The organism is uncultured Sphingomonas sp. (assembly GCF_946477935.1).
Classification (GTDB): domain Bacteria; phylum Pseudomonadota; class Alphaproteobacteria; order Sphingomonadales; family Sphingomonadaceae; genus Sphingomonas.
The window spans coordinates 27109-46835 of sequence record NZ_CAMLAC010000005.1 but is presented as its reverse complement, the minus strand read 5'-3'; the positions used below and the strand labels follow the sequence as shown (position 1 = coordinate 46835).

23 protein-coding genes are annotated in these 19727 nt (G+C 66.8%); 16 read left to right on the top strand and 7 right to left on the bottom strand.

The genetic code is table 11. From position 1 onward, the window contains the following. Positions 1–578: outer membrane protein (locus Q0U08_RS01490; RefSeq protein ID WP_367271089.1), on the bottom strand; the 578-nt coding region annotated here is incomplete at its 3' end. Between the two features lie 162 nt (positions 579–740). Here Q0U08_RS01490 and parE point away from each other — a divergent pair. The 8 genes from parE to queE all read left to right on the top strand — a co-directional run bounded on the left by parE (position 741) and on the right by queE (position 9533). Then, complete coding sequence (gene parE, locus Q0U08_RS01485) at positions 741–2720, top strand: DNA topoisomerase IV subunit B (RefSeq protein ID WP_298089308.1); 1980 nt, start codon at positions 741–743, stop codon at positions 2718–2720. Then, positions 2717–3250 carry a hypothetical protein gene (locus Q0U08_RS01480; protein ID WP_298089307.1) on the top strand — a complete coding sequence of 178 codons (534 nt, stop codon included), beginning with the start codon at positions 2717–2719 and terminating at the stop codon, positions 3248–3250. Before parE ends, Q0U08_RS01480 begins: the two co-directional genes overlap by 4 nt. Before the next feature lie 280 nt (positions 3251–3530). Beyond that, positions 3531–4718: a hypothetical protein gene (locus tag Q0U08_RS01475; RefSeq protein ID WP_298089306.1), complete on the top strand. Its 1188-nt coding sequence runs from the start codon at positions 3531–3533 to the stop codon at positions 4716–4718. Positions 4719–4807: 89 nt separating this feature from the next. Next, a complete protein-coding gene (locus Q0U08_RS01470; protein ID WP_298089305.1) occupies positions 4808–5998 on the top strand; it encodes an aspartate aminotransferase family protein in 1191 nt (396 codons plus the stop codon). 50 nt (positions 5999–6048) lie between these two features. After that, positions 6049–6972 carry an ornithine carbamoyltransferase gene (gene argF / locus Q0U08_RS01465; protein WP_298089304.1) on the top strand — a complete coding sequence of 308 codons (924 nt, stop codon included), beginning with the start codon at positions 6049–6051 and terminating at the stop codon, positions 6970–6972. Between the two features lie 116 nt (positions 6973–7088). Beyond that, positions 7089–7997, top strand: a complete 909-nt coding sequence (locus Q0U08_RS01460) for an Hsp33 family molecular chaperone HslO (RefSeq protein WP_298089303.1) — start codon at positions 7089–7091, stop codon at positions 7995–7997. Positions 7998–8200: 203 nt separating this feature from the next. Then, positions 8201–8896: a 7-cyano-7-deazaguanine synthase QueC gene (gene queC, locus Q0U08_RS01455; protein WP_298089302.1), complete on the top strand. Its 696-nt coding sequence runs from the start codon at positions 8201–8203 to the stop codon at positions 8894–8896. Positions 8897–8900: 4 nt separating this feature from the next. Next, the gene (queE, locus tag Q0U08_RS01450; protein WP_298089301.1) at positions 8901–9533 is read left to right on the top strand and encodes a 7-carboxy-7-deazaguanine synthase; all 633 of its coding nucleotides are present in this window, start codon (positions 8901–8903) and stop codon (positions 9531–9533) included. Between the two features lie 41 nt (positions 9534–9574). Here the strand turns inward: queE and Q0U08_RS01445 are convergent, their stop codons facing one another. The 3 genes from Q0U08_RS01445 to lipB form a co-directional block, all read right to left on the bottom strand. Further along, entirely contained in the window at positions 9575–10282 is a 708-nt protein-coding gene (locus Q0U08_RS01445) for a hypothetical protein (protein ID WP_298089299.1), read from the bottom strand. A 267-nt stretch (positions 10283–10549) separates the two neighbouring features. Then, entirely contained in the window at positions 10550–10825 is a 276-nt protein-coding gene (locus Q0U08_RS01440) for a hypothetical protein (RefSeq protein WP_112382128.1), read from the bottom strand. Between the two features lie 88 nt (positions 10826–10913). After that, positions 10914–11576 carry a lipoyl(octanoyl) transferase LipB gene (gene lipB / locus Q0U08_RS01435; protein WP_298089298.1) on the bottom strand — a complete coding sequence of 221 codons (663 nt, stop codon included), beginning with the start codon at positions 11574–11576 and terminating at the stop codon, positions 10914–10916. Between the two features lie 138 nt (positions 11577–11714). Between lipB and Q0U08_RS01430 the strand changes: the two genes are divergently transcribed. Both Q0U08_RS01430 and Q0U08_RS01425 read left to right on the top strand, forming a co-directional pair. Further along, positions 11715–12575 carry a hypothetical protein gene (locus Q0U08_RS01430; protein ID WP_298089296.1) on the top strand — a complete coding sequence of 287 codons (861 nt, stop codon included), beginning with the start codon at positions 11715–11717 and terminating at the stop codon, positions 12573–12575. Beyond that, entirely contained in the window at positions 12575–13321 is a 747-nt protein-coding gene (locus tag Q0U08_RS01425; RefSeq protein WP_298089295.1) for a hypothetical protein, read from the top strand. Before Q0U08_RS01430 ends, Q0U08_RS01425 begins: the two co-directional genes overlap by 1 nt. On the opposite strand, the gene Q0U08_RS01420 is transcribed toward Q0U08_RS01425, so the two are convergent. The 3 genes from Q0U08_RS01420 to Q0U08_RS01410 are packed head-to-tail and all read right to left on the bottom strand — an operon-like array spanning position 13291 to position 15238. After that, positions 13291–13884, bottom strand: coding sequence for an N-acetyltransferase (locus tag Q0U08_RS01420; protein ID WP_298089294.1), 594 nt, complete (start codon positions 13882–13884; stop codon positions 13291–13293). The two genes, Q0U08_RS01425 and Q0U08_RS01420, sit on opposite strands and share 31 nt — an antisense overlap. Continuing rightward, positions 13875–14735, bottom strand: coding sequence for an oxygen-dependent coproporphyrinogen oxidase (hemF, locus tag Q0U08_RS01415; protein WP_298089293.1), 861 nt, complete (start codon positions 14733–14735; stop codon positions 13875–13877). Before hemF ends, Q0U08_RS01420 begins: the two co-directional genes overlap by 10 nt. A gap of 32 nt (positions 14736–14767) precedes the next feature. Further along, a complete protein-coding gene (locus Q0U08_RS01410; RefSeq protein ID WP_298089292.1) occupies positions 14768–15238 on the bottom strand; it encodes a tRNA (cytidine(34)-2'-O)-methyltransferase in 471 nt (156 codons plus the stop codon). A gap of 171 nt (positions 15239–15409) precedes the next feature. Between Q0U08_RS01410 and petA the strand changes: the two genes are divergently transcribed. From petA to Q0U08_RS01380, 6 genes are all read left to right on the top strand, one after another. After that, entirely contained in the window at positions 15410–15994 is a 585-nt protein-coding gene (gene petA / locus Q0U08_RS01405) for a ubiquinol-cytochrome c reductase iron-sulfur subunit (RefSeq protein WP_298089291.1), read from the top strand. Between the two features lie 10 nt (positions 15995–16004). Beyond that, positions 16005–17288 (top strand): cytochrome b/b6, encoded by a 1284-nt coding sequence (locus tag Q0U08_RS01400; protein ID WP_298089290.1) that lies wholly within the window; start codon positions 16005–16007, stop codon positions 17286–17288. Between the two features lie 33 nt (positions 17289–17321). Further along, complete coding sequence (locus tag Q0U08_RS01395; protein ID WP_298089289.1) at positions 17322–18170, top strand: cytochrome c1; 849 nt, start codon at positions 17322–17324, stop codon at positions 18168–18170. 115 nt (positions 18171–18285) lie between these two features. Further along, entirely contained in the window at positions 18286–18822 is a 537-nt protein-coding gene (locus Q0U08_RS01390; RefSeq protein WP_298089287.1) for an adenine phosphoribosyltransferase, read from the top strand. A 77-nt stretch (positions 18823–18899) separates the two neighbouring features. Continuing rightward, on the top strand, positions 18900–19088 hold the full coding sequence (locus tag Q0U08_RS01385) for a hypothetical protein (protein ID WP_298089286.1): 189 nt from the start codon (positions 18900–18902) through the stop codon (positions 19086–19088). 94 nt (positions 19089–19182) lie between these two features. Next, on the top strand, positions 19183–19725 hold the full coding sequence (locus Q0U08_RS01380) for a hypothetical protein (protein ID WP_298089285.1): 543 nt from the start codon (positions 19183–19185) through the stop codon (positions 19723–19725). Positions 19726–19727: the final 2 nt, after the last annotated feature.

Here is a 19727-nt window from a genome sequence, read left to right as displayed (position 1 = left end):
AAGCTGCGATCGATACGGGCATAGCCCGGGCCGAAGGTGCCGTAGAACAGCGTCGTGTCGACCGCATAGCCGACGCGGCCGCGGATCGAGGCTTCCCAATCCAGTTCGCGGGTCATGACATAGTTGGCGGGCGTGGTGGAGAAGCCGCTGACGCTGTCGTTGATCTCGGCCTTGCCGAATTCGCCGACGACGCCGTACACGATGTTGCCGACCTGATGGTCGGCCCCGACGCGGGCATAATAGGCGATGCCGTTCTTGTCGTTGCGGCAACCGGTGGCGGCGTTCTGCGGCGACAGCGTGCTGCGCGCCGCGCCCTTGCAGAAGCCGGGCGAGAAGGCATTCGCGCCGGTGGGGAGCGTCACGGTATCACCAAAGCGGCCGTCGAGGTTGCGATCGAACAGCAGGCGCGAGCCCTGATCGTTGGGCTGTACGTCATAACCGAAGCTGCCGCCGACATAGACACCCGAGAAGGGAGCATCGGCCGTCGTTTCCGCGCCCTGGTTGTAGCTGTCCTGTGCGAAGGCAGGTGCCGCAGCCAGCGTCAGGGCGGCGGTGGCCGCAGTCAAGGCAATACGCATGGTGTCTCCCAAGTTGGTCATACTCGGGCGGCAGAACGTTCCTTTTGCTGGCTTTTATCCGGAACCTACCTAATTCAAATTAATCTGTTGCAGCTATGCCACACCCCGAATGGGCGAGGGCGGCGCTGGTACTGAGGCGGATCACACCCTATAGTTCTTGTTATGTCCGATGATCTCTTTGCGGGTTCGGCCCGCCCGGCCCCCGCCTATGATGCCTCGTCGATCGAGGTGCTGGAGGGGCTGGAGCCGGTGCGGCGGCGGCCGGGTATGTATATCGGCGGGACGGATGAGCGGGCGTTGCATCACCTGGCGGCCGAGGTGCTGGACAATGCGATGGACGAGGCGGTGGCCGGCCATGCGACACGGATCGACGTGCGGCTGGAGCCGGGCAACCGGCTGACCATCGTCGACAATGGCCGCGGCATCCCCGTCGACCCGCATCCCAAGTTTCCGGACAAGTCGGCGCTGGAGGTGATCCTGTCGACGCTGCATTCCGGCGGCAAGTTCACCGGCAAGGCATACGCCACCTCGGGCGGCCTGCACGGGGTGGGCGTGTCGGTGGTGAACGCGCTGTCGTCGGACACGGTGGTGGAGGTGGCGCGGGAGCGGCAACTGTATCGCCAGCGCTTTTCGCGCGGGGTGACGCTGGGGCCGCTGGAGAATGTCGGTGCGGCGCCCAACCGGCGCGGCACCAGCGTCGCCTTCACGCCCGATACCGAGATTTTCGGACCCGAATTGCACTTCAAGCCGGCGCGGCTGCACAAGCTGGTCCGGTCCAAGGCGTATCTGTTCGCCGGGGTCGAAATACGCTGGCATTGCGCGCCCGAGCTGATCGGCGACGATACGCCGGCGGACGCGGTGTTCCAGTTTCCCGGCGGTCTGGCCGACCATCTGAAGGAGCAGGTGGGAGGGCGCGAATGCGCGACCGCGGATTTCTTCAGCGGCAATCAGGATTTTCCCGGCGAGGCGGGGCGCGTCGAATGGGCGGTGGCTTGGCCGCTGTGGAGCGACGGCAGCTATAGCTGGTATTGCAACACCATCCCGACGCCCGATGGCGGCACCCACGAACAAGGGTTGCGTCAGGCGCTGGTCCGCGGCCTGCGCGCGTTCGGCGACCTGGTGGGTCAGAAAAAGGCCAAGGAGCTGACCGCGGATGACGTGATGGTCGGCTCCGAGGTGATGCTGTCGGTGTTCATCCGCGACCCGCAGTTCCAGAGCCAGACCAAGGACCGGCTGACCAGCGCGGAGGCGGCCGGGCTGGTCGAAAAGGCGGTGCGCGATCACTTCGACCATTATCTGAGCAACAACATGGAGCGGGGCAAGGCGCTGCTCGGCTATGTGCTGGAGAAGATGGACGAGCGCCTGCGCCGCAAGCAGGAGCGGGAGGTGAAGCGCAAGACGGCGACCAGCGCGCGCAAGCTGCGTCTGCCCGGCAAGCTGACCGACTGTTCGGCGGACAGTCCGGAGGGCACCGAACTGTTCATCGTCGAGGGCGACTCGGCGGGCGGTTCCGCCAAGCAGGCGCGCGACCGCAAGAGTCAGGCGATCCTGCCGATCCGCGGCAAGATCCTGAACGTCGCATCGGCCACCAGCGCCAAGATCCTGCAGAATCAGGAGATCGCCGATCTGATCCAGGCGCTGGGATGCGGCACGCGCAAGGATTGCGACCCGACGCAGCTCCGCTACGACCGGGTGGTCATCATGACCGACGCGGACGTGGACGGCGCGCATATCGCGACGCTGCTGATGACCTTCTTCTTCCAGGAAATGCCCGATCTGGTGCGGCGCGGGCACCTGTATCTGGCGCAGCCCCCGCTCTACCGCCTGACCGCGGGCACCAAGTCGCTCTACGCGCGCGACGATGCCCACCGCGCGCAACTGGAGCGGACCGCGTTTCGCGGCAAGAAGGTGGAGGTCGCCCGCTTCAAGGGGCTGGGCGAGATGAACCCGCAGCAGCTTCGCGAAACCACGATGGACCCGGCCAAGCGCAGCATGATCCGCATCACCCTGCCGCAGGAATATGAGGAGCGGGCGGGGGTAAAGGATCTGGTCGATCGTTTGATGGGCAACAACCCCGCCCACCGTTTCGCCTTCATCCAGGAAAATGCGGCGCGGCTGGACGAAGAGGTGATCGACGCATGACGCAGGATGATCTGGACCGCATCTACAAGGCCAATCGCTGGCTGATCGCCAAGAAGACGGGATCGGCCGGGATCAAGGCGTTCACCGTCGGCCGCGAAAGCCTGGAGGCGCTGATCGGGCAGATCGCCGATGCTTACGGCCTGTCCGACGAGGATCGCGCCCGGCTGCGCCCGACGGCGGGGATCGACCTGCACGAAGGGGCGGGCAAGCTGGCGGACATGGCGCGCAAATCCGCCGGCGTGATGAAGGGGGTGGAGATCGTCGCCGATGCGAGACGCGCCGGCACGCTGATGAAGACCGGCCGCCATCTGGTGACCAAGGGCCTGCCGGGCGCGGCGCGGGTGGCCAAGGGCGCCAAGGCGGCGGGCGTCGCCGGACGCGCGGTGCCGTGGGTTACGGTGGCGGTGTCCGCCTATGCGGTCGGATCGGCGGGCTTCTTCGCGGCCAAGGCGGAGCGGTATAATCGCGATTGCCGCGATCTGCTTCAGGCGCGGCTGGATGCGGCGAAGGGGATTGCTTCGGCGCCCTGAGGGGAGGGCGTGGGGCATGGTTCCGCGCGCCGACCTGTCTCTCGATACAGCGTCTCGCTACGCAGCTTCGCTGCTACTCGAGACGAACGGGGAGGGGAGGGAACCTTTCTCTCGATGCGCGGCCTTGCCGTTATGCGAGAGCTACTGGAGAGGAATGGAAGAAGTCCTGAAAACAGCGCGATAGGGGGTTGATTGGCCGTGTCCTTCATGGCCTGATGCGCCTGCCCATCCGGCGTCGGTCGCCAGACAATGGGCCGATGGCCACGGGAGGGGCCACGTCATGATGATGCTCGCGCTGTTCTGGGCCGCACAGGCCTCCGTCGTCCCACCGCCTTCGTCCTTCCCGCAATCGCTGCCGGACCCGCCGCCCAGCATCGTCGTGACGGGAGAGCGGCTGTCCACGCTGCGCGACGAGCTGGCCGCCTGCATCGCCCGAAAATGCCCGCCGCCCGAGGAGATCCAGCGATCGCTGGCCCTGGCGGAAATCCAGTTCATCGCGGGCGATTATCTGCGCAGCCGCGCGACGCTGCTGAAGGCCCGCAGGCGCAACGCGCGCCATGCGGCGCAATTCCCTACCGACGTGGCGGACCTGCACCGCGCGACGGCGCTGCTGTCCAACGTCAACGGCCTGCCGGATCCGGCGCGCATCGGGACGATCGACGCGGTCGATGCGCTGAAGAAGGGCTTGCCGGAAAACGATTCTCGCATCTTCATGGAACGGCTGCGCGTCGGCGAGGTATTTGCGCGCGAAGGGCGACTGATCGGTGCGCTGGACCATTATGCCTGGGTGGCGAAGGGTGCGAAGAACGCCGGCTTGCCCGATATCGAGGGGCAGGCGATGCTCCGCTCCGCCGTTCTGCTGGCCGCGGTCGGAGATATGATCAAAAGCTTCGAACCGGCCGCACGGCGCGCCGCGGATGCGATCCTGGCGCGGCCGGAACCCGCTTTCCTGCCGTATCGCAACGGCGTGCGCGTGCTGCGCGCGCAACTGGCACCCAAGCGGGAACGCGAGGCGGCGGTGCGGACGGCGATGCAACAGATCGAGCCCGATCCCAACGCAAAGGGGCCGCTGCTGATCTACGCCCCGCCCATCGACATGCAGGACGCTGTGTTCGGCACCGTGGCGAACGACACGCCGCTCTGGGCCGATGTCGCGTTCAACATCGCGCCCGATGGCCGGGTGACCGATGTGGAGACGCTGCGCAGCGCCGAGCAGGTGGATGAGCGCTGGGTGGAGATCGCCACACGCGGCCTGCGCGACCGGCGCTATGCTCCGTCCTCGATCCCGGCGGGCGGGCTGGCGCGGGTGGAACGGTACAGCTTCGTGGCGGACTTCGTGTCGTTCGGCCGGAGCCGCGACTCCCTGCGCAGCCGCATTCCCGTCCGTTCGTCGCAACGCCGCGTAGAGGTAATCGATATCAGTCTGCCACAGCAGCAGGCGTCCGCCAAGACGCCCGCCGGCTCGTAGCGGTGTTGATTCCCCCATCCCATCTCCGCTAACACACCGCTCCGGGCGGCCCACCACGGGCCGCCCTTGCTGTTTGAAGGAGCACGCCCGTGACCATCACCGCCCTGATGCCCGTCTACCCACGGTGCGGGGTGCGTCCGGTCCGAGGAGAGGGCGTGTATCTGTATGGCGAGGACGGGCAGCAGTTCCTCGATTTCGCCAGCGGCATCGCGGTCAACGCGTTGGGGCACGGCCACCCCAAGCTGGTAAAGGCGATCGCCGACCAGGCGGCGACGCTGATGCACGTGTCGAATCTGTATGGTAGTCCGCAGGGCGAGCATCTGGCGCAGCGGCTGGTGGATGCGACCTTTGCCGATACGGTGTTCTTCACCAATTCGGGCGCGGAAGCGGTGGAGTGCGCGATCAAGACCGCGCGCCGCTATCATTATGCCAACGGCAATCCCGAGCGGCACACGCTGATCACGTTCAACAATGCGTTCCATGGCCGGACGCTGGGGGCGATTTCCGCCACCAATCAGGCCAAGATGCGCGACGGGTTCGAGCCGCTGCTGCCGGGCTTCGCCTATGCGCCGTTCGACGATCTGGATGCCGCGCTGGCGCTGATCGACGACAACACCGCGGGCTTCCTGGTGGAGCCGATCCAGGGCGAGGGCGGCCTGCGCCCGGCCAGCCCCGAATTCCTCCGCGGCCTGCGCGAGGCGTGTGACAAGCACGGCCTGTTGCTGGTGCTGGACGAGGTGCAATGCGGATATGGTCGCACCGGCAAGTTCTTTGCGCACGAACTGTACGGCGTGACGCCGGATATCATGGCGGTGGCCAAGGGTATCGGCGGGGGCTTCCCGCTGGGCGCGTGCCTGGCCACCGAGGAAGCGGCCAAGGGCATGGTCGCCGGGACGCATGGGTCCACCTATGGCGGCAATCCGCTGGCCATGGCGGCGGGCGAGGCGGTGCTGGACGTGTTGCAGGAGCCGGGCTTCCTGGAGCAGGTCGAGGCGATGGGGCAGCGGCTGCGCGCCACGCTGGAGCAGATGATTCCGAACCACGACCATCTGTTCGAGGAAGTGCGCGGCCACGGGCTGATGCTGGGCCTGAAGATGAAAAGCGACAGCCGCCGCTTCGTCGCGCATTGCCGCGACGAGCATAACCTGTTGCTGGTGTCGGCCGGCGAGAATGTGGTGCGCATCCTGCCGCCGCTGGTGATCGACGAAAGCCATATCGCCGAGTTCTCCACCAAGCTGTCCGACGCCGCACGGGTCTATGTGCCCGTCGCCGACGATTGATGATGATTGTTTCGCCCCGGCGCAGACCGGGGCGAAAAGGAGTTGATCCGATGACCCTCCGTCACTTCCTGAACCTCGCCGATGCGGGGACCGATGGCGTTCTTGCCATGCTGGCCGATGCGGCGGCGCGCAAGGCCGCACGCGCCGGATTTACCAAGGGGCGTGCCGATGCCGACGCGCCGCTGGCCGGCCATGTGCTGGCAATGGTGTTCGAAAAGAACTCGACCCGCACCCGTGTCAGCTTCGATATGGCGATCCGCCAGTTGGGCGGTAGCTCGATCGTGATGGATGCGGGCACGATGCAGCTCGGCCGCGGCGAATCGATCGCAGACACGGCGCGCATCCTGTCGGGCTATACCGATGCGATCATGATCCGCACCGACGACCATGCCAAGGTCGAGGAGATGGCGCATTATGCGACCGTGCCGGTGATCAACGGGCTGACCGATGCGTCGCACCCCTGCCAGATCATGGCGGACCTGCTGACCATTCAGGAGGCCGGCAAGACGCTGGCCGGCATGAAGGTCGCGTGGCTGGGCGACGGCAACAACGTGCTCGCCTCGATCGTGGAGGCGGGTGGGCTGCTCGGCTTCGACGTGGTGGCGGCCTGTCCGCCCGAATACGCGCCGCACGAGGCCGCGATCACCGCCGCGTCGGGGCGCGCGCGCGTGGTGCTCGACCCTCGCGAGGCGGTCGAGGGCGCGGACATCGTCGTCACCGACACCTGGATATCGATGGGGCAGGCGCATGCCGAGGCCAAGCTGGCGGCACTGGCGCCCTATCAGGTGACGCCGGACCTGATGGCATTCGCCAGGCCGGATGCGAAGTTCCTCCACTGCCTGCCCGCGCATCGCGGCGAGGAAGTCACCGTGGACGTGATCGACGGGCCGCAATCTCTGATCTGGGCGGAGGCGGAGAACCGGCTGCACGCGCAAAAGGCGGTGCTGCGCTGGTGCATGGGGCAGATCGGCTGAACTTGCGGGGGCGGGGGGCGCGTCCCATCTAGGGCCGGACACTCCCCCCATGCGCGCGTTTCCACCGTGCCGGTTGCGACCGGGCGGGGGATCGACGCGGCGCCAAGGACAGAACGATGCACGACACGACCCTTCCCGATTTCGACCGCACGCTGGGCTTCACCATTCCGGAGCGTCATGCGCGTGGCCGCGTCGTGCGGCTGGGGCCGGCGCTGGACACGATCCTGTCCGCGCATGCCTATCCGCCCGCGATCGAGGCGTTGCTGACCGAGGCGCTGACGCTGACCGCGCTGATCGGTGCGACGCTGAAGGATGCGGACGGGCAGTTGACCATCCAGACGCGCAGCGACACTGGCGTGGTGCAGTTGCTGGTCTGCGATTATCGCGGCGGCGAGTTGCGCGGCTATATCCAGTATGATGCGGAGCGGCTGGCCGAGCTGCCGTCCGAGCCGACTCTGTTCGCGCTGTTCGGGCAGGGATATCTGGCGATCACCTTCGACCTGGCGACGACGGGCGAGCGCTATCAGGGCATCGTGCCGCTGGACGGGGCGCGACTGGCCGATGCGGCGGAGGCGTATTTCGTCCAGTCCGAACAGATCCCCAGCCTGGTGCGGATCGGCGTGTCCAAGGATGCGGCCGGGCGGACGGTGGCGGGCGGCCTGTTCCTCCAGCATCTGCCCGAAGGCGAGGTGGGGCGCGAGCGGCTGCACGTCCGGCTGGATCACCCCGAATGGGACCATGTGGCCGCGCTGGGCACGACGATCGGTGCGGACGAACTGACGGATGCGGGCGTGCCGCTGGAAACGCTGATCTGGCGCCTGTTCAACGAGGAGAAGGACGTGCGCGTCCTGGCTTCGACCCCGATCGTGCGGGGGTGCCGGTGCACGGCCGAGTATATCGCGGGCGTGATCGCGCGTTTCTCGGTCGAGGAGCGGCGGGAAATGGCGGATGCGGACGGGATGATCCAGGTCGACTGCGCCTTCTGTGCGACGAAGTTCCCGGTGCCGGTGGAGGAACCCGCCTGACCCGGCGGCGGGTATGTGCGTAACCGTACATTAACTTCGTCTTCACCAATGCCATGCTAACGCACTGGCGTGCCTGAATTTTTCAGCACGCTTTCTCCCTGATCGGGTTCCCGTGGAACCTGGTTCTCTGGGGCCGCGCCGGATTGGTGCGGCCCTTCTTTTCGTTGCAAGCGCGCCCCGACAGGCGTAGCGGCGGGCGGATCATGACATCAACTGCACCCCTTGCGGTCGCGCTCGTATCGGGCGGGCTGGATTCGATGATTTCCGCAAGCCTGGCCAGGGCGGCGGGATACCGCCTGCTGGCACTGTCGGTGGACTATAACCAGCGCCATCAGGTCGAACTGGCGGCGGCCGCGCGTATCGCGCGCGCGCTGGGTGCCGAGCGGCATATCGTGCTGCCGCTGGACCTGTCCGCGTTCGGCGGATCGGCGCTGACCGCCGATATCGCGGTGCCCAAGGACGGCGTGCAGCCCGGCATTCCCGTCACCTATGTGCCGGCGCGCAATACGATCTTCCTGAGCCTTGCGCTGGGCTGGGCGGAGGCGGCGGGCGCGCGCGACCTGTTCATCGGCGTCAACGCACTCGATTACTCGGGCTATCCCGACTGCCGGCCCGAGTTCATCGCCGGGTTCGAGCGGCTGGCCGAGCTTGCCACCAAGGCCGGGGTGGAGGGGGAGCCGTTCAGGATCCAGGCGCCGCTGCAGCACATGACCAAGGCCGATATCGTGCGCGAAGGCACGCGGCTGGGGCTGGATCTGGGGATGAGCTGGTCGTGCTACGATCCGGCGCCCGGCGACCTGCATTGCGGCGCGTGCGACAGTTGCCGCCTGCGCTCCAAGGGCTTCGCGGATGCCGGCATCGCCGACCCCACCGCCTATGCAGTGGACCCGCAGGGCTGAGCCGATGAGCTATGCCGTCAAGGAGATGTTCCTGACCTTGCAGGGGGAGGGGGTGCATGCGGGCCGACGCGCGGTCTTCGTGCGCTTTGCCGGATGCAACTTGTGGTCGGGGCGCGAGCAGGATCGCGCGACCGCGGTCTGCCGCTTCTGCGACACCGATTTCGTCGGCACCGATGGCCTGGGCGGTGGCAAGTTCACGGACGCGGACGCGCTGGTGGCGGCGGTCACCGGCTTCTGGGGTGAAGGTGCTGCCGACCGCTTCGTCGTGCTGACCGGGGGCGAGCCGATGCTCCAGATCGACGATGCGCTGGTCGAGGCGCTGCACGGGGCGGGCTTCACCATCGCGATCGAATCGAACGGCACGATCGCGGCGCATCCGGGCATCGACTGGGTGTGCATCAGCCCCAAGGCGGGCAGCGTGGTGGTGCAGCGCACCGGCGACGAGCTGAAGCTGGTCTGGCCGCAGGCGGGGCTGGATCCGGCGGCGCTGGAGGATTGGGCGTTTACCCACCACCTGCTGCAACCGCTGGACGATCCGCGCGCCGATGCCAATCGCGAAACCTGCGTCGACATGGTGCTGGCGCGGCCTCGCTGGCGGCTGTCCTTGCAGACGCACAAGCTGCTCGGTCTGCGTTGATGAAAAAGGCCGGGAGCGACGCCCCCGGCCTTTGAGAACCCTTATTTCCGGGCGGCGAGGCCGGTGCCGCCGGCCGGCGGCCAGTTCTGCAGGCCGCATTTCTTGGTGACCCATTCCGCCTTCTTGTTCCAGCAGATCGGATCCAGACGCGGCATCGTGGTGTAATCGCGACCGATATAGCGCGAGAAGCGCTGCTCGCCCCAGGGCGTCAGGCTGTTGCGCAACTCGCGCATGCGACGCGATGCGATATCCCCCAGCGCACCGCGCGGCGCGAACACCGCCTCGCGCGCGATCGAGGCCGCGGTCTGGCAGAAGCCATATTGCGCGGACACGGTGGCGAAGCTGGAATAGGTGCGCGTGCCGAACTGATCGAGCGCCATCTGCCCTTCCTTCACCGTCTTGGCATTGCGGCGGAAGTATTTTTCGAGCGTGGTGAAGGTGTTCTTCAACTCCTCCGAATGGTCGCCCAGCAATGCGTTGTAGTTCGCGACCGATGCCAGCGTCGGTTCGAACTGGCACTGCAGGGCCGCCACGTTGAGCGCGGCGCGCATCGTCCAGGTCAGGCCGGCGCGAAGCTCGACGGGCGTGGCGCCGGGAAGCGGCTGGCCGATGATCCCAGGCTCGTCCCCCTGCACCGGCGCGCCCGTAAAATCACGCGACTGCAAAAAGAACTGCGCCGATGCCGGCGCCGCCATCGCCAAACCCATCGACGCCGCGCCGAGCGCAAGCGCGGTACGCAACACAATCATCCTGTTCCGATCCTTCCCCCGGAGTGCTCCTCAGCGTTGCAAAATATACCGCTTTTTACAGGCTGACCCAATAGAAATCGGCGGAATACCGGGCGATTTCGAAGGGGGTCGCGGGGAGCGGCGGGAAAGGCCGATCGTTGCGCAAGGACAATGTCGATCCGGGGGCGATCCCGGCGCGATCTGGCGCGGTGGACCAGACGGCAAAAGGGCCGCCCGGTCGCCCGGACGGCCCTTTTTTCACCAAGGCCCGAAGGCCCGTGGCGATGATTACATCGCGTTGGTGGTGGTGTTCGACATCATCATGGTGTCGTTCGACATCATCATGTCGTTGCCCATGGTGTCGTTGGCCATCATGCCACCGTTCATGGTGCCGTCGACGGCAGTCATGTTGTCGGTCATGGTGTCCATGCCCTCGGTCGCGTTCATGTCGGTGACCATGGTGTTCTCGGTCGTGGCTTCGTTCGAGCCGCCGCAAGCGGAAACGGCCAGCGCTGCACCGGCGATGAGCGAGCCGGTCAGGACCTTGGAGATGATTGCACGCATTGGAAGCTCCCTAGATAGAGGATTTGGAACGGCTTGATGGCCTTAATACCCAAATCTCGGTGGACATTACCCGGATACCGACTGGCCCTCAAGCCTGCTTTTGTCGGGCCAAAGCGAGAGTTTCAAGGAAGGCCGGGAATGTCAACGCAAGTGCGCGATCAAAGGTTTCCATCGTGCCTTCACGGCCAAGCGCGGCCAGGCTGGTCACCGGATAATCGGGCAGACCGCATGGCACGATCCCTCCGAAATGATTGAGATCAGGCGATATATTTACCGCAAAGCCGTGCAGCGTCACCCAGCGCTTTACCCGAACCCCGATCGCGCCGATCTTGGCCTCCGTTCCCCCATCGCGGGTCCAGATGCCGACACGGCCGCAAACGCTGTAAGCATCGACGCCCAATTCGCGCAGTGCGGCGATCAGCCAGTCCTCCAGCGCATGAACAAAGGCACGCACGTCACGCCCGCGCCGGTTGAGGTCAAGCACCAGATAGCCGGTACGCTGGCCGGGGCCGTGATAGGTGTAGCGGCCGCCACGCCCCGTGTCGAAGACAGGAAAGCGCGGATCGACCAACTCGGCCGGATCGGCGCTGGTCCCGGCGGTATAGACGGGCGGGTGTTCGAGCAGCCACACGAGCTCGCGCGCAGTGCCGTCATGCACCGCCGCAGCACGCGCCTCCATTTCGGCCAGGCCCTGCGGGTAGGGGATCAGGCCGCCACTTACCCGCCATTCGATATCGGTAATGTCGGTCACGCCCGCGTCTGTGCGCGCGCCGGCGGCGACATGCAAGCGGCCTTGCCGCGCGTGAGCGCACCCGTGCGACGTTGATGGTCAAAGCCGCCGACGTGCGCTAGCGTAGGCGCTACGGCAAAGGCCAGAACGGGGGGCGGCATGACGGTAAAGATCGGTGCGGTTTGGGACAGTAGCACGCAGGTTCTGGGCGGACGCACCGGCGTGCTAATGCCGATCGCGGCGCTGGGCTTCTTCCTGCCCTCCGTGGTGCAGTCCGTGGCGGGGCTGGCGGTGAACGAAAACAATGTGCTGCATATCGGGCTCACCGCGCTGATCGCATTGGCCGCAGCGGTGATGATGATCTGGGGGCAGATGGCGGTAATGGCGGTGGCGACGCATCCCGCAACGACGCGGGCCGATGCCATCCGGCAAGGCTGGGCACGCCTGCTGCCCGTGCTGGGTATCGCCCTGATCATCGCGGTGATCGCGCTGGTGCTGTTTCTTCCCATCATCGGGTCGCTGGTCGCCGCAGGTTTCGACTTCGCCGCCGCGGCCGCAACGCAGGGCAATGCGGCGCGCATGCCCGCCCTGTCCGGCAGCACGGCGGCGTTCGTTGTGTTGTACAGCCTGGCCCTGTTTATTCTGGCGATCTGGGCGAGTGCCCGGCTGATGCTGGTTTATGCAGTGGTTCTGAATGAGCGGCTGGGGCTGGGCGCGATCCGCCGCTCGATCCGCTTGACGCAAGGGCTGACGCTGAAGCTGATCGGCGTCATGATATTGTTCGGCATCGTCTTTCTAGTGGTGTTGCTGGCGGCGCAGGGCGTGGTAGGCGTGGTCGCCCGGTTGCTGCTGGGATCCAGCGGCGTCGCGGTGGCGCTGGCGGGAATCGCGGGCGCAGCGGTCAACGCCGTGTTGCTGACCGTCGCCTATGTGTTCGCGGCCCGGCTGTACGTGGCCACAGCAGGCGCTACAGCACCCGCAAACGTGGATTTGCAGAAGGACGTGCCTCCGGCATACTGATGACCATCGATCCCGTCGCCGTGTTGCGCGATGCGTGGGCTTTGTTCCGGCGGGACCGGGATCTGTTGCTGCGTATCGCGGGCGTGTTTCATTTCCTGCCGGCGCTGGCGCTGGCGCTGCTGGTGCCCGAACCACCCATGCCCGAACGCGGGGCGGAGGTGGGCGAGGCGCGTACCGATGCGTGGATGGAGGCGCTGAGCGTCTGGGGGGCGGCGCATGGCGGCTGGTATCTGCTGGCCTATGCGATCGGCTTTCTGGGAACCGGGGCGATGCTGGTGCTGTATCTGGTGCCGGGGGGGACGCTGGGGCAGGCGTTGACCCGTGCGGCGCGGTTGTGGCCGCGCTTCCTGCTGGCGATGGTGCTGGTCTCGCTGCCGACGGGCGCGGGCATGCTGCTGTGGATCGTGCCGGGGCTGTATGTCGCCGGGCGCCTGCTCGTCACCGGGCCGGCGTTGGTCGCGGAAGGGCGGATGTCGGCCACCGGCGCGCTTCGGCGCAGCTTCAGGCTCAGCCGGGGCGCTGGATTGGCGCTGATGGGGCTGGCGGCGGTGACGTATCTGGGCGGGTTCCTGGCGGGACAGCCCTTCCTGTGGCTGGGCGATTGGCTGAGCGGACAGGAGAGCGGCAATCCGATCGGCGTGGCGGTGGTGGAGGCGTGCGCGGCGGCGGTGGTCGCGGCGACCGCAGTGGCGCAGGCGCTGATCGCGGTTGTCGCCTATCGCCGGTTGGCGAGCAGGGGGATCTGAGGCGCGGCGTCCATGGGCAGCAGCCCCAGCACGCGCGGATCGGGAAAGGTCTCGATCGTGCGGCTGATCGCGGTAAAGCCCTGCGCGCGGTAGAAGTTGAGCGCGCTGGGATGGTCGAGCGTGCAGGTATGGACCCACACCCGTGCCACCCCGGCCGTCCAGGCGCGCATCAGCGCATGGGCCATCAGCCAGCGGCCATGGCCGGCGCCCGCCAGTTCCGGGATCAGGCCGAAATAGCCGATCTCGCACGCGCCGGCATGGCGGTGGTCCAGCTCCAGAAAGCCGACCTCGACCCCGCGCGCATCCGTGGCGGCGAAAACGGCGATGCCCGGATCGTGGATGATCGCGGTCAGCGCCGCATCGTCCATCGCCAGGCGCGAGAACCATAGCCAAGGCGCGCCGATACGCGCGAACAGGGCGCGGTACTTGGCGGGATCGGGCCGGTTCCACGCCACCAGGCGCAGCGGCGATTCGGGCAGGGGGCGCGGGCGGGGCCGCGCGCGCATCTCCAGCGTGGTGACGATCGTGGCGAGCTGGTCGCCCGCAACCGGCGTCAGTCCCATTCGGCGACCGGGGGCAGGCTCATCAGGATCGCATCGATATTGCCGCCGGTCTTCAACCCGAACAGCGTGCCGCGATCATAGACGAGGTTGAACTCCGCATAGCGCCCGCGCCAGCGACGCTGCTCGGCAAGATCCTCGGGGCCGAAGGCGTCGTGCATGCGGCGGCGGACGATGCGCGGATAGACATCCAGAAACGCCTCGCCGACCGCGCGGGTGAAGGCGAAGCTGGCGCCGAAATCGCCCTCCAGATGATCGTAGAAGATGCCGCCGACGCCGCGGTGAACCTTGCGGTGGGGGATGTAGAAATAGTCGTCCGCCCATGCCTTGAAGCGCGGATAATGCGCCGGATCATGCGCGTCGCACGCAGCCTTCAGCGTAGTGTGGAAATCCTGCGTGTCCGCGGCCACCGGCAGCGGCGGATTGAGGTCGGCGCCCCCGCCGAACCAGCGTTTGGTGGTGGTCAGGAACCGCGTGTTCATGTGCACCGCGGGCACATGCGGGTTGGCCATGTGCGCAACCAGGCTGATGCCGGTGGCGACGAAGCGCGGATCCTCGCCCGCGCCGTGGATGGTCTTGCCGAACTCGCCCTCGAACGTGCCGCCGACCGTCGAGACGTTGACCCCGACCTTCTCGAACACGCGGCCCTTCATCACGCCCCGCACCCCGCCGCCGCCGGGCTCGCCGCTCGGATCCTGCCGGTCCCAGGCGATATAATCGAAGGCGGCATCGGAGCCGGCTTCGCGTTCGATCGCCTCGAACGCGGCACAGATGCGATCGCGCAAGGATTCGAACCAGATACGGGCGGCGTCCTGCTCGGCGTCGAGGGGCAGGTCCAGGGGGCGGGTCGTCATTGTCGCGGTCATCGGCGGCGGCGCGGCGGCGGTCAATCGGTCATCCTGTCCCACCCGGGCTGCGTCCAAAGCGTCTGCCGCAGCGCCTCGGCAAGCAGGATCGCGGCGGAGGCGGCGACGTTGAGCGAGCGAAAGCCGGGGCGCATCGGGATGCGGACGCGGGCATCCACCGCGGCATGGACATCGGGCGGCACGCCCGCGCTTTCGGATCCGAGCAGGATGACGTCGTCGGCGGTGAAGCGCATTTCGGGCAGCGGCACGGCGCCCGTGGTGGTGGCGAGCACGATCCGGGCCGGCGTCGCTGCCCGAAAGGCATCCCAGTCGGCATGGCGCACCACCTGTGCGGCGCGGGCATAGTCCATCCCGGCACGCGCGAGCGCACGATCCGAATAGGCGAAGCCCATCGGCTCGATCAGGTCGACGCCGACGCCGAAACAGGCGGCGGTGCGCAGCATGGTGCCGACATTGCCGGCGATATCAGGTTCGAAAAGGGCGATCCGCATGGCCAGGTTCCTAACGGATTTCGTGGCGGAAAGCGCGTACGGGAAATTGGCAGTTGGCAAAACGGGGCCGGCGCGGCTAACACTTGTGTGCCTCCCGCGGGGACGGAGGGGTGTCGACGGTGGCGAGAGGCCGCCGGACGAACGAGATGCAAACGGGTTGAGGGATCGGGAATGGCGGTAGCGGACAACGTAATACCACCGGGCGAAGCGCCGGAGCCGTTTCACGAAGAGGTCCACGATCCCCGTCGCCGCGATTTCATCAACATCGCCGCGGTATCCTGGGCTGGCGTCGGTGCGGTCGCGATCGTGTTGCCGCTGATCAACCAGATGAACCCGTCCGCCGACGTGCTGGCCGCGTCGACCACCGAGATCGACCTGTCCAAGATCGCGCCCGGCCAGGCGATCAAGACCAGTTTCCGCAAGCAGCCGCTGTTCGTGCGCAACCTGACGCCGACCGAAATCGCCGCGGCGGAAGCGGTGCCGCTGGCCGAGCTGCGCGATCCCCAGACGCTTGCCGAGCGGACCAAGGAGGGCAAGAAGAACTGGCTGATCACGCTGGGCGTCTGCACCCATCTGGGCTGCGTGCCGCTGGGCGCGGGCGAGGGCGAGAACAAGGGGCCGTTCGGCGGCTATTTCTGCCCGTGCCATGGATCGGCCTACGACACCGCGGCGCGGATCCGCAAAGGCCCGGCACCGACCAACCTGGTGGTGCCGGAATATGCATTCACGTCCGACACCGTCGTGACGGTCGGCTGAGGAGCGGCAGATGAGCTTTCCCTGGGCGAAGCATTACGAGCCGAAGCAGCCGCTGATGCGCTGGCTGGACGAGAAGCTGCCGGTGCCGCGGCTCGTCTACAATGCGGTCGGCGCGGGCTATCCGGTGCCGCGCAACCTGAATTATTTCTGGAACTTCGGCGTGCTCGCAGGTGCGGCACTGGCGATCCAGATCATCACCGGCGTCGTGCTGGCGATGCACTATGCCGCCAATGGCGCGGTCGCGTTCGATTCGGTCGAGAGCATCATGCGCGACGTGAATGCCGGCTGGTTCCTACGCTATGCGCACGCCAACGGCGCGTCGATGTTCTTCATCGTCGTCTATATCCACATCTTCCGCGGGCTGTATTACGGATCGTACAAGGCGCCGCGCGAGATGGTATGGCTGCTGGGCGTCACCATCTTCCTGCTGATGATGGCGACCGCCTTCATGGGCTATGTGCTCCCCTGGGGGCAGATGAGCTTCTGGGGCGCGCAGGTGATCACCGGCTTCTTCTCGGCGATCCCGGTGGTCGGCGATACCGTCCGCATCTGGCTGCTGGGCGGCTATGCGCCGGATAACGCCGCGCTCAACCGCTTCTTCTCGCTCCACTATCTGCTGCCCTTCGTGATCGCGGGCGTGATCATCCTGCACATCTGGGCGCTGCATATCCCGGGTTCGAACAATCCGACCGGGGTGGACGTGAAAGGCGAGCAGGACACCGTGCCCTTCCATCCCTATTACACCGCCAAGGATGGGTTCGGGCTGGGCATCTTCCTGGCGCTGTTCGCCTTCCTGCTGTTCTTCTTTCCGAACTATCTGGGCCATCCGGACAACTACATCCCGGCCAACCCGCTTTCGACGCCGGCGCATATCGTGCCCGAATGGTATTTCTGGCCCTTCTACGCGATCCTGCGCGCCTTTACCGCCGACTTCATCCTGCCGGCCAAGCTGTGGGGCGTGCTGGCGATGTTCGGGTCGATCCTGCTGCTGTTCTTCCTGCCCTGGCTCGACTCGTCGCCGGTGCGCTCGAACAACTTCCGGCCCAAGGCGCGGATCGCCTTCTGGATCCTGGTGGTCGACGTGCTGCTGCTCGGCTGGTGCGGGGGTTCGCCGGCGACGCCGTTCTTCATCATCCTCAGCCAGATCACCGCAGGCTATTATTTCCTGCACTTCCTGGTGATCCTGCCGTTCATCGCACGGTCGGAGCGTCCGCGCCCGCTGCCCAACTCGATCACCGAGGCGGTGCTGGCCAAGCATGGCGGCACGAGCCCGGCCAAGACCGCGCTCGCGTAAAGATACGAACCGAAGAGGGGACCGATAAACATCATGGTTCGTACGATCGCATTCTTCGTCGGCGCCGCTTTCACGCTGGTGCTCGCCATCGCACTGTGGGGCACCGTCTCCGGCCTGATCTCGGAGCCGCCCGCCCCGACCGCGGAGGAGGAGTTCCACCTGCATCCGCGCGAGGCGCATCTGTCCTCCGACGGCATCTTCGGGACGTTCGACCGGCGGCAATTGCAGCGCGGCTTCCAGGTCTACAAGGAAGTGTGCGCCGCCTGCCACTCGCTGCGCCTGGTCGCGTTCCGCGATCTGGCGGCGCTGGGCTATACTGATCCCGAAGTGAAGGCGATCGCCAACCAGTGGGTGATCGAGCAGCCGACGATCAATCCGGAGACGGGCGAGGCGACGACACGCAAGAACATCCCGTCCGATCGCTTCCCGTCGCCCTTCGCCAACGAAGTCGCCGCGCGCGCCGCGAACAACAATGCGCTGCCGCCCGACCTGTCGCTGATGGCCAAGGCGCGGCATGACGGTGGAAACTATATCTACTCGCTGGTCGGTCCCGACGCCTATCGGCCGCAGCCGGCGGCGCTGCTGCGCGAGTTCCCGGACGTGAAGACGCCCGAGGGGCTGCACTACAACCCGTATTTCGCCAATCTGAACATCGCGATGCCGCCGCCGATCACCAGCGATGGGCAGGTTCAGTATAGCGACGGCACCGCCGCCACCCGTGACCAGATGGCCAAGGACGTCGCCGCCTTCCTGACCTGGACCGCCGAGCCGAATCTGGAAAAGCGCCATGCGGCGGGCTTTGCGGCGATGATCTTCATCGCGATCTTCTGCGTCCTCGCCTGGGGTGCGTATCAGAATGTCTGGCGCGACGTGAAGCATTGAGGCGCTGGGCGGGGCCGTATCTGCCCCGCCCGTCTCGATCGCATGGCGGCTATCGCACGATAGCCTCGGCACATTCCTTCTCGACACGGCCCGCCGGCTTTGCCACGGGCGCTGAATGGCCGAGAATGACGATCTGAAGGCGCTGATCCGCACCATCCCGGACTTTCCGAAGCCCGGCATCCAGTTTCGCGACATCACCACGCTGCTGCTCGATGCCGGCGGTTTCGCCACCGCGATCGATCGCATGGCAGCGGCGGTGCCCGGGCCGATCGATCTGGTCGCCGGGATCGAGGCGCGCGGGTTCCTGTTCGCCGCGGCGCTGGCGGCGCCCTTGCGGGCCGGGGTGCTGCTGATCCGCAAGGACGGCAAGTTGCCGGGCGCGACGATCGCGGAGGATTATGCGCTGGAATATGGGCAGGATCGGATCGCGATCCATGCCGATGCCTGTGCGCCGGGCGCGCGCGTGCTGCTGGTCGATGACCTGATCGCGACCGGGGGCACGGCACGGGCGGCGGTTCGGTTGCTGGCGAAGGCGGGGGCCGAGCTGGTGCAGGCGCAGTTTCTGGTCGACCTGCCCGATCTGGGCGGGGCCGACGCGTTGCGGGCCGACGGCGTCGCGGTGGCGTCCTTGCTCGCGTTTCCGGGGCACTGACCCCCTTTTGGCACTGAGCGGGGCAGCGGGGCGTTGACCTGCTGGCGGGCGGAGATCGGCCTGCCGGGAGTTGCCCGATGTTCGTCGATTTCCGCGATCAGCCGCCACCGCCGCCCTGGCGCCCGTCACCGCCGCCGCGCCGCATCAGCCGGCGTGAGGAGAAGGTGCTGACCTGGGTCATTGGCTTCAACCTGCTGATGCTGCTGTTCGGCCCGCTGGCCGGGAGCAGCGTGATCGATGCGCTGGTCGCGATGGCACGCGGTTGAGCATGTCGATCCGGAACAACATCGAAGTGCGCCGAGTTGCATCGCCATAGGCGGCGCGTATCCTGGCCGCATCCTCGTGTTCGGGAGAGGTTCGATGGTGTTGAAGCGTCTGGGCTTGGCCGGTCTGGCCATGGGGTTCGTGGCGGCATTGTCGGGCTGCGCCGACGGCTATGGCTATGGCGGCACGTCGCTGGGCTATGGCCGGGGCTATTATGACGCCTATCCCTATGGCGGCGGTTTCGGCGGCGGCTATGCGCCGTCCTATTATGGCTGGTACAACGACTTCTATTATCCGGGTACCGGCATCTACGTTTATGACCGCGACCGCCGGCCGTTTCGCTGGAACGATCGCCAGCGCAATTACTGGCAGGGGCAGCGGCGCGGGTATCGCAACGATGCGATCCGCGACAACTGGGCCGATTTCGGCCGCGACGTCCGCCGCGAGCGGCGCGATTATCGCGGCGATCTGCGTCAGAACCGCCAGGCCTATCGCGACGGGGTGATCACGCGCGATCAGTTCCGCGACGGTCGCCGTGACGCGCGCCGCGAGTTCCGCAGCGACGTGCGCCGCGAACGCCGCGAGCTGCGGCGGGAAAATCGCGCCGATCGTGGCCGTGGCTGGCGCGGTCGCCGCTGAGC

Coding starts and splice junctions, on each gene's coding strand:
- parE (WP_298089308.1), top strand. CDS start 741: ATGTCCGATGATCTCTTTGCGGGTTCGGCCCGCCCGGCCCCCGCCTAT.
- Q0U08_RS01480 (WP_298089307.1), top strand. CDS start 2,717: ATGACGCAGGATGATCTGGACCGCATCTACAAGGCCAATCGCTGGCTG.
- Q0U08_RS01475 (WP_298089306.1), top strand. CDS start 3,531: ATGATGATGCTCGCGCTGTTCTGGGCCGCACAGGCCTCCGTCGTCCCA.
- argF (WP_298089304.1), top strand. CDS start 6,049: ATGACCCTCCGTCACTTCCTGAACCTCGCCGATGCGGGGACCGATGGC.
- Q0U08_RS01460 (WP_298089303.1), top strand. CDS start 7,089: ATGCACGACACGACCCTTCCCGATTTCGACCGCACGCTGGGCTTCACC.
- queC (WP_298089302.1), top strand. CDS start 8,201: ATGACATCAACTGCACCCCTTGCGGTCGCGCTCGTATCGGGCGGGCTG.
- queE (WP_298089301.1), top strand. CDS start 8,901: ATGAGCTATGCCGTCAAGGAGATGTTCCTGACCTTGCAGGGGGAGGGG.
- Q0U08_RS01445 (WP_298089299.1), bottom strand. CDS start 10,282: ATGATTGTGTTGCGTACCGCGCTTGCGCTCGGCGCGGCGTCGATGGGT.
- Q0U08_RS01440 (WP_112382128.1), bottom strand. CDS start 10,825: ATGCGTGCAATCATCTCCAAGGTCCTGACCGGCTCGCTCATCGCCGGT.
- Q0U08_RS01430 (WP_298089296.1), top strand. CDS start 11,715: ATGACGGTAAAGATCGGTGCGGTTTGGGACAGTAGCACGCAGGTTCTG.
- Q0U08_RS01425 (WP_298089295.1), top strand. CDS start 12,575: ATGACCATCGATCCCGTCGCCGTGTTGCGCGATGCGTGGGCTTTGTTC.
- Q0U08_RS01420 (WP_298089294.1), bottom strand. CDS start 13,884: ATGGGACTGACGCCGGTTGCGGGCGACCAGCTCGCCACGATCGTCACC.
- hemF (WP_298089293.1), bottom strand. CDS start 14,735: ATGACGACCCGCCCCCTGGACCTGCCCCTCGACGCCGAGCAGGACGCC.
- Q0U08_RS01410 (WP_298089292.1), bottom strand. CDS start 15,238: ATGCGGATCGCCCTTTTCGAACCTGATATCGCCGGCAATGTCGGCACC.
- petA (WP_298089291.1), top strand. CDS start 15,410: ATGGCGGTAGCGGACAACGTAATACCACCGGGCGAAGCGCCGGAGCCG.
- Q0U08_RS01400 (WP_298089290.1), top strand. CDS start 16,005: ATGAGCTTTCCCTGGGCGAAGCATTACGAGCCGAAGCAGCCGCTGATG.
- Q0U08_RS01395 (WP_298089289.1), top strand. CDS start 17,322: ATGGTTCGTACGATCGCATTCTTCGTCGGCGCCGCTTTCACGCTGGTG.
- Q0U08_RS01390 (WP_298089287.1), top strand. CDS start 18,286: ATGGCCGAGAATGACGATCTGAAGGCGCTGATCCGCACCATCCCGGAC.
- Q0U08_RS01385 (WP_298089286.1), top strand. CDS start 18,900: ATGTTCGTCGATTTCCGCGATCAGCCGCCACCGCCGCCCTGGCGCCCG.
- Q0U08_RS01380 (WP_298089285.1), top strand. CDS start 19,183: ATGGTGTTGAAGCGTCTGGGCTTGGCCGGTCTGGCCATGGGGTTCGTG.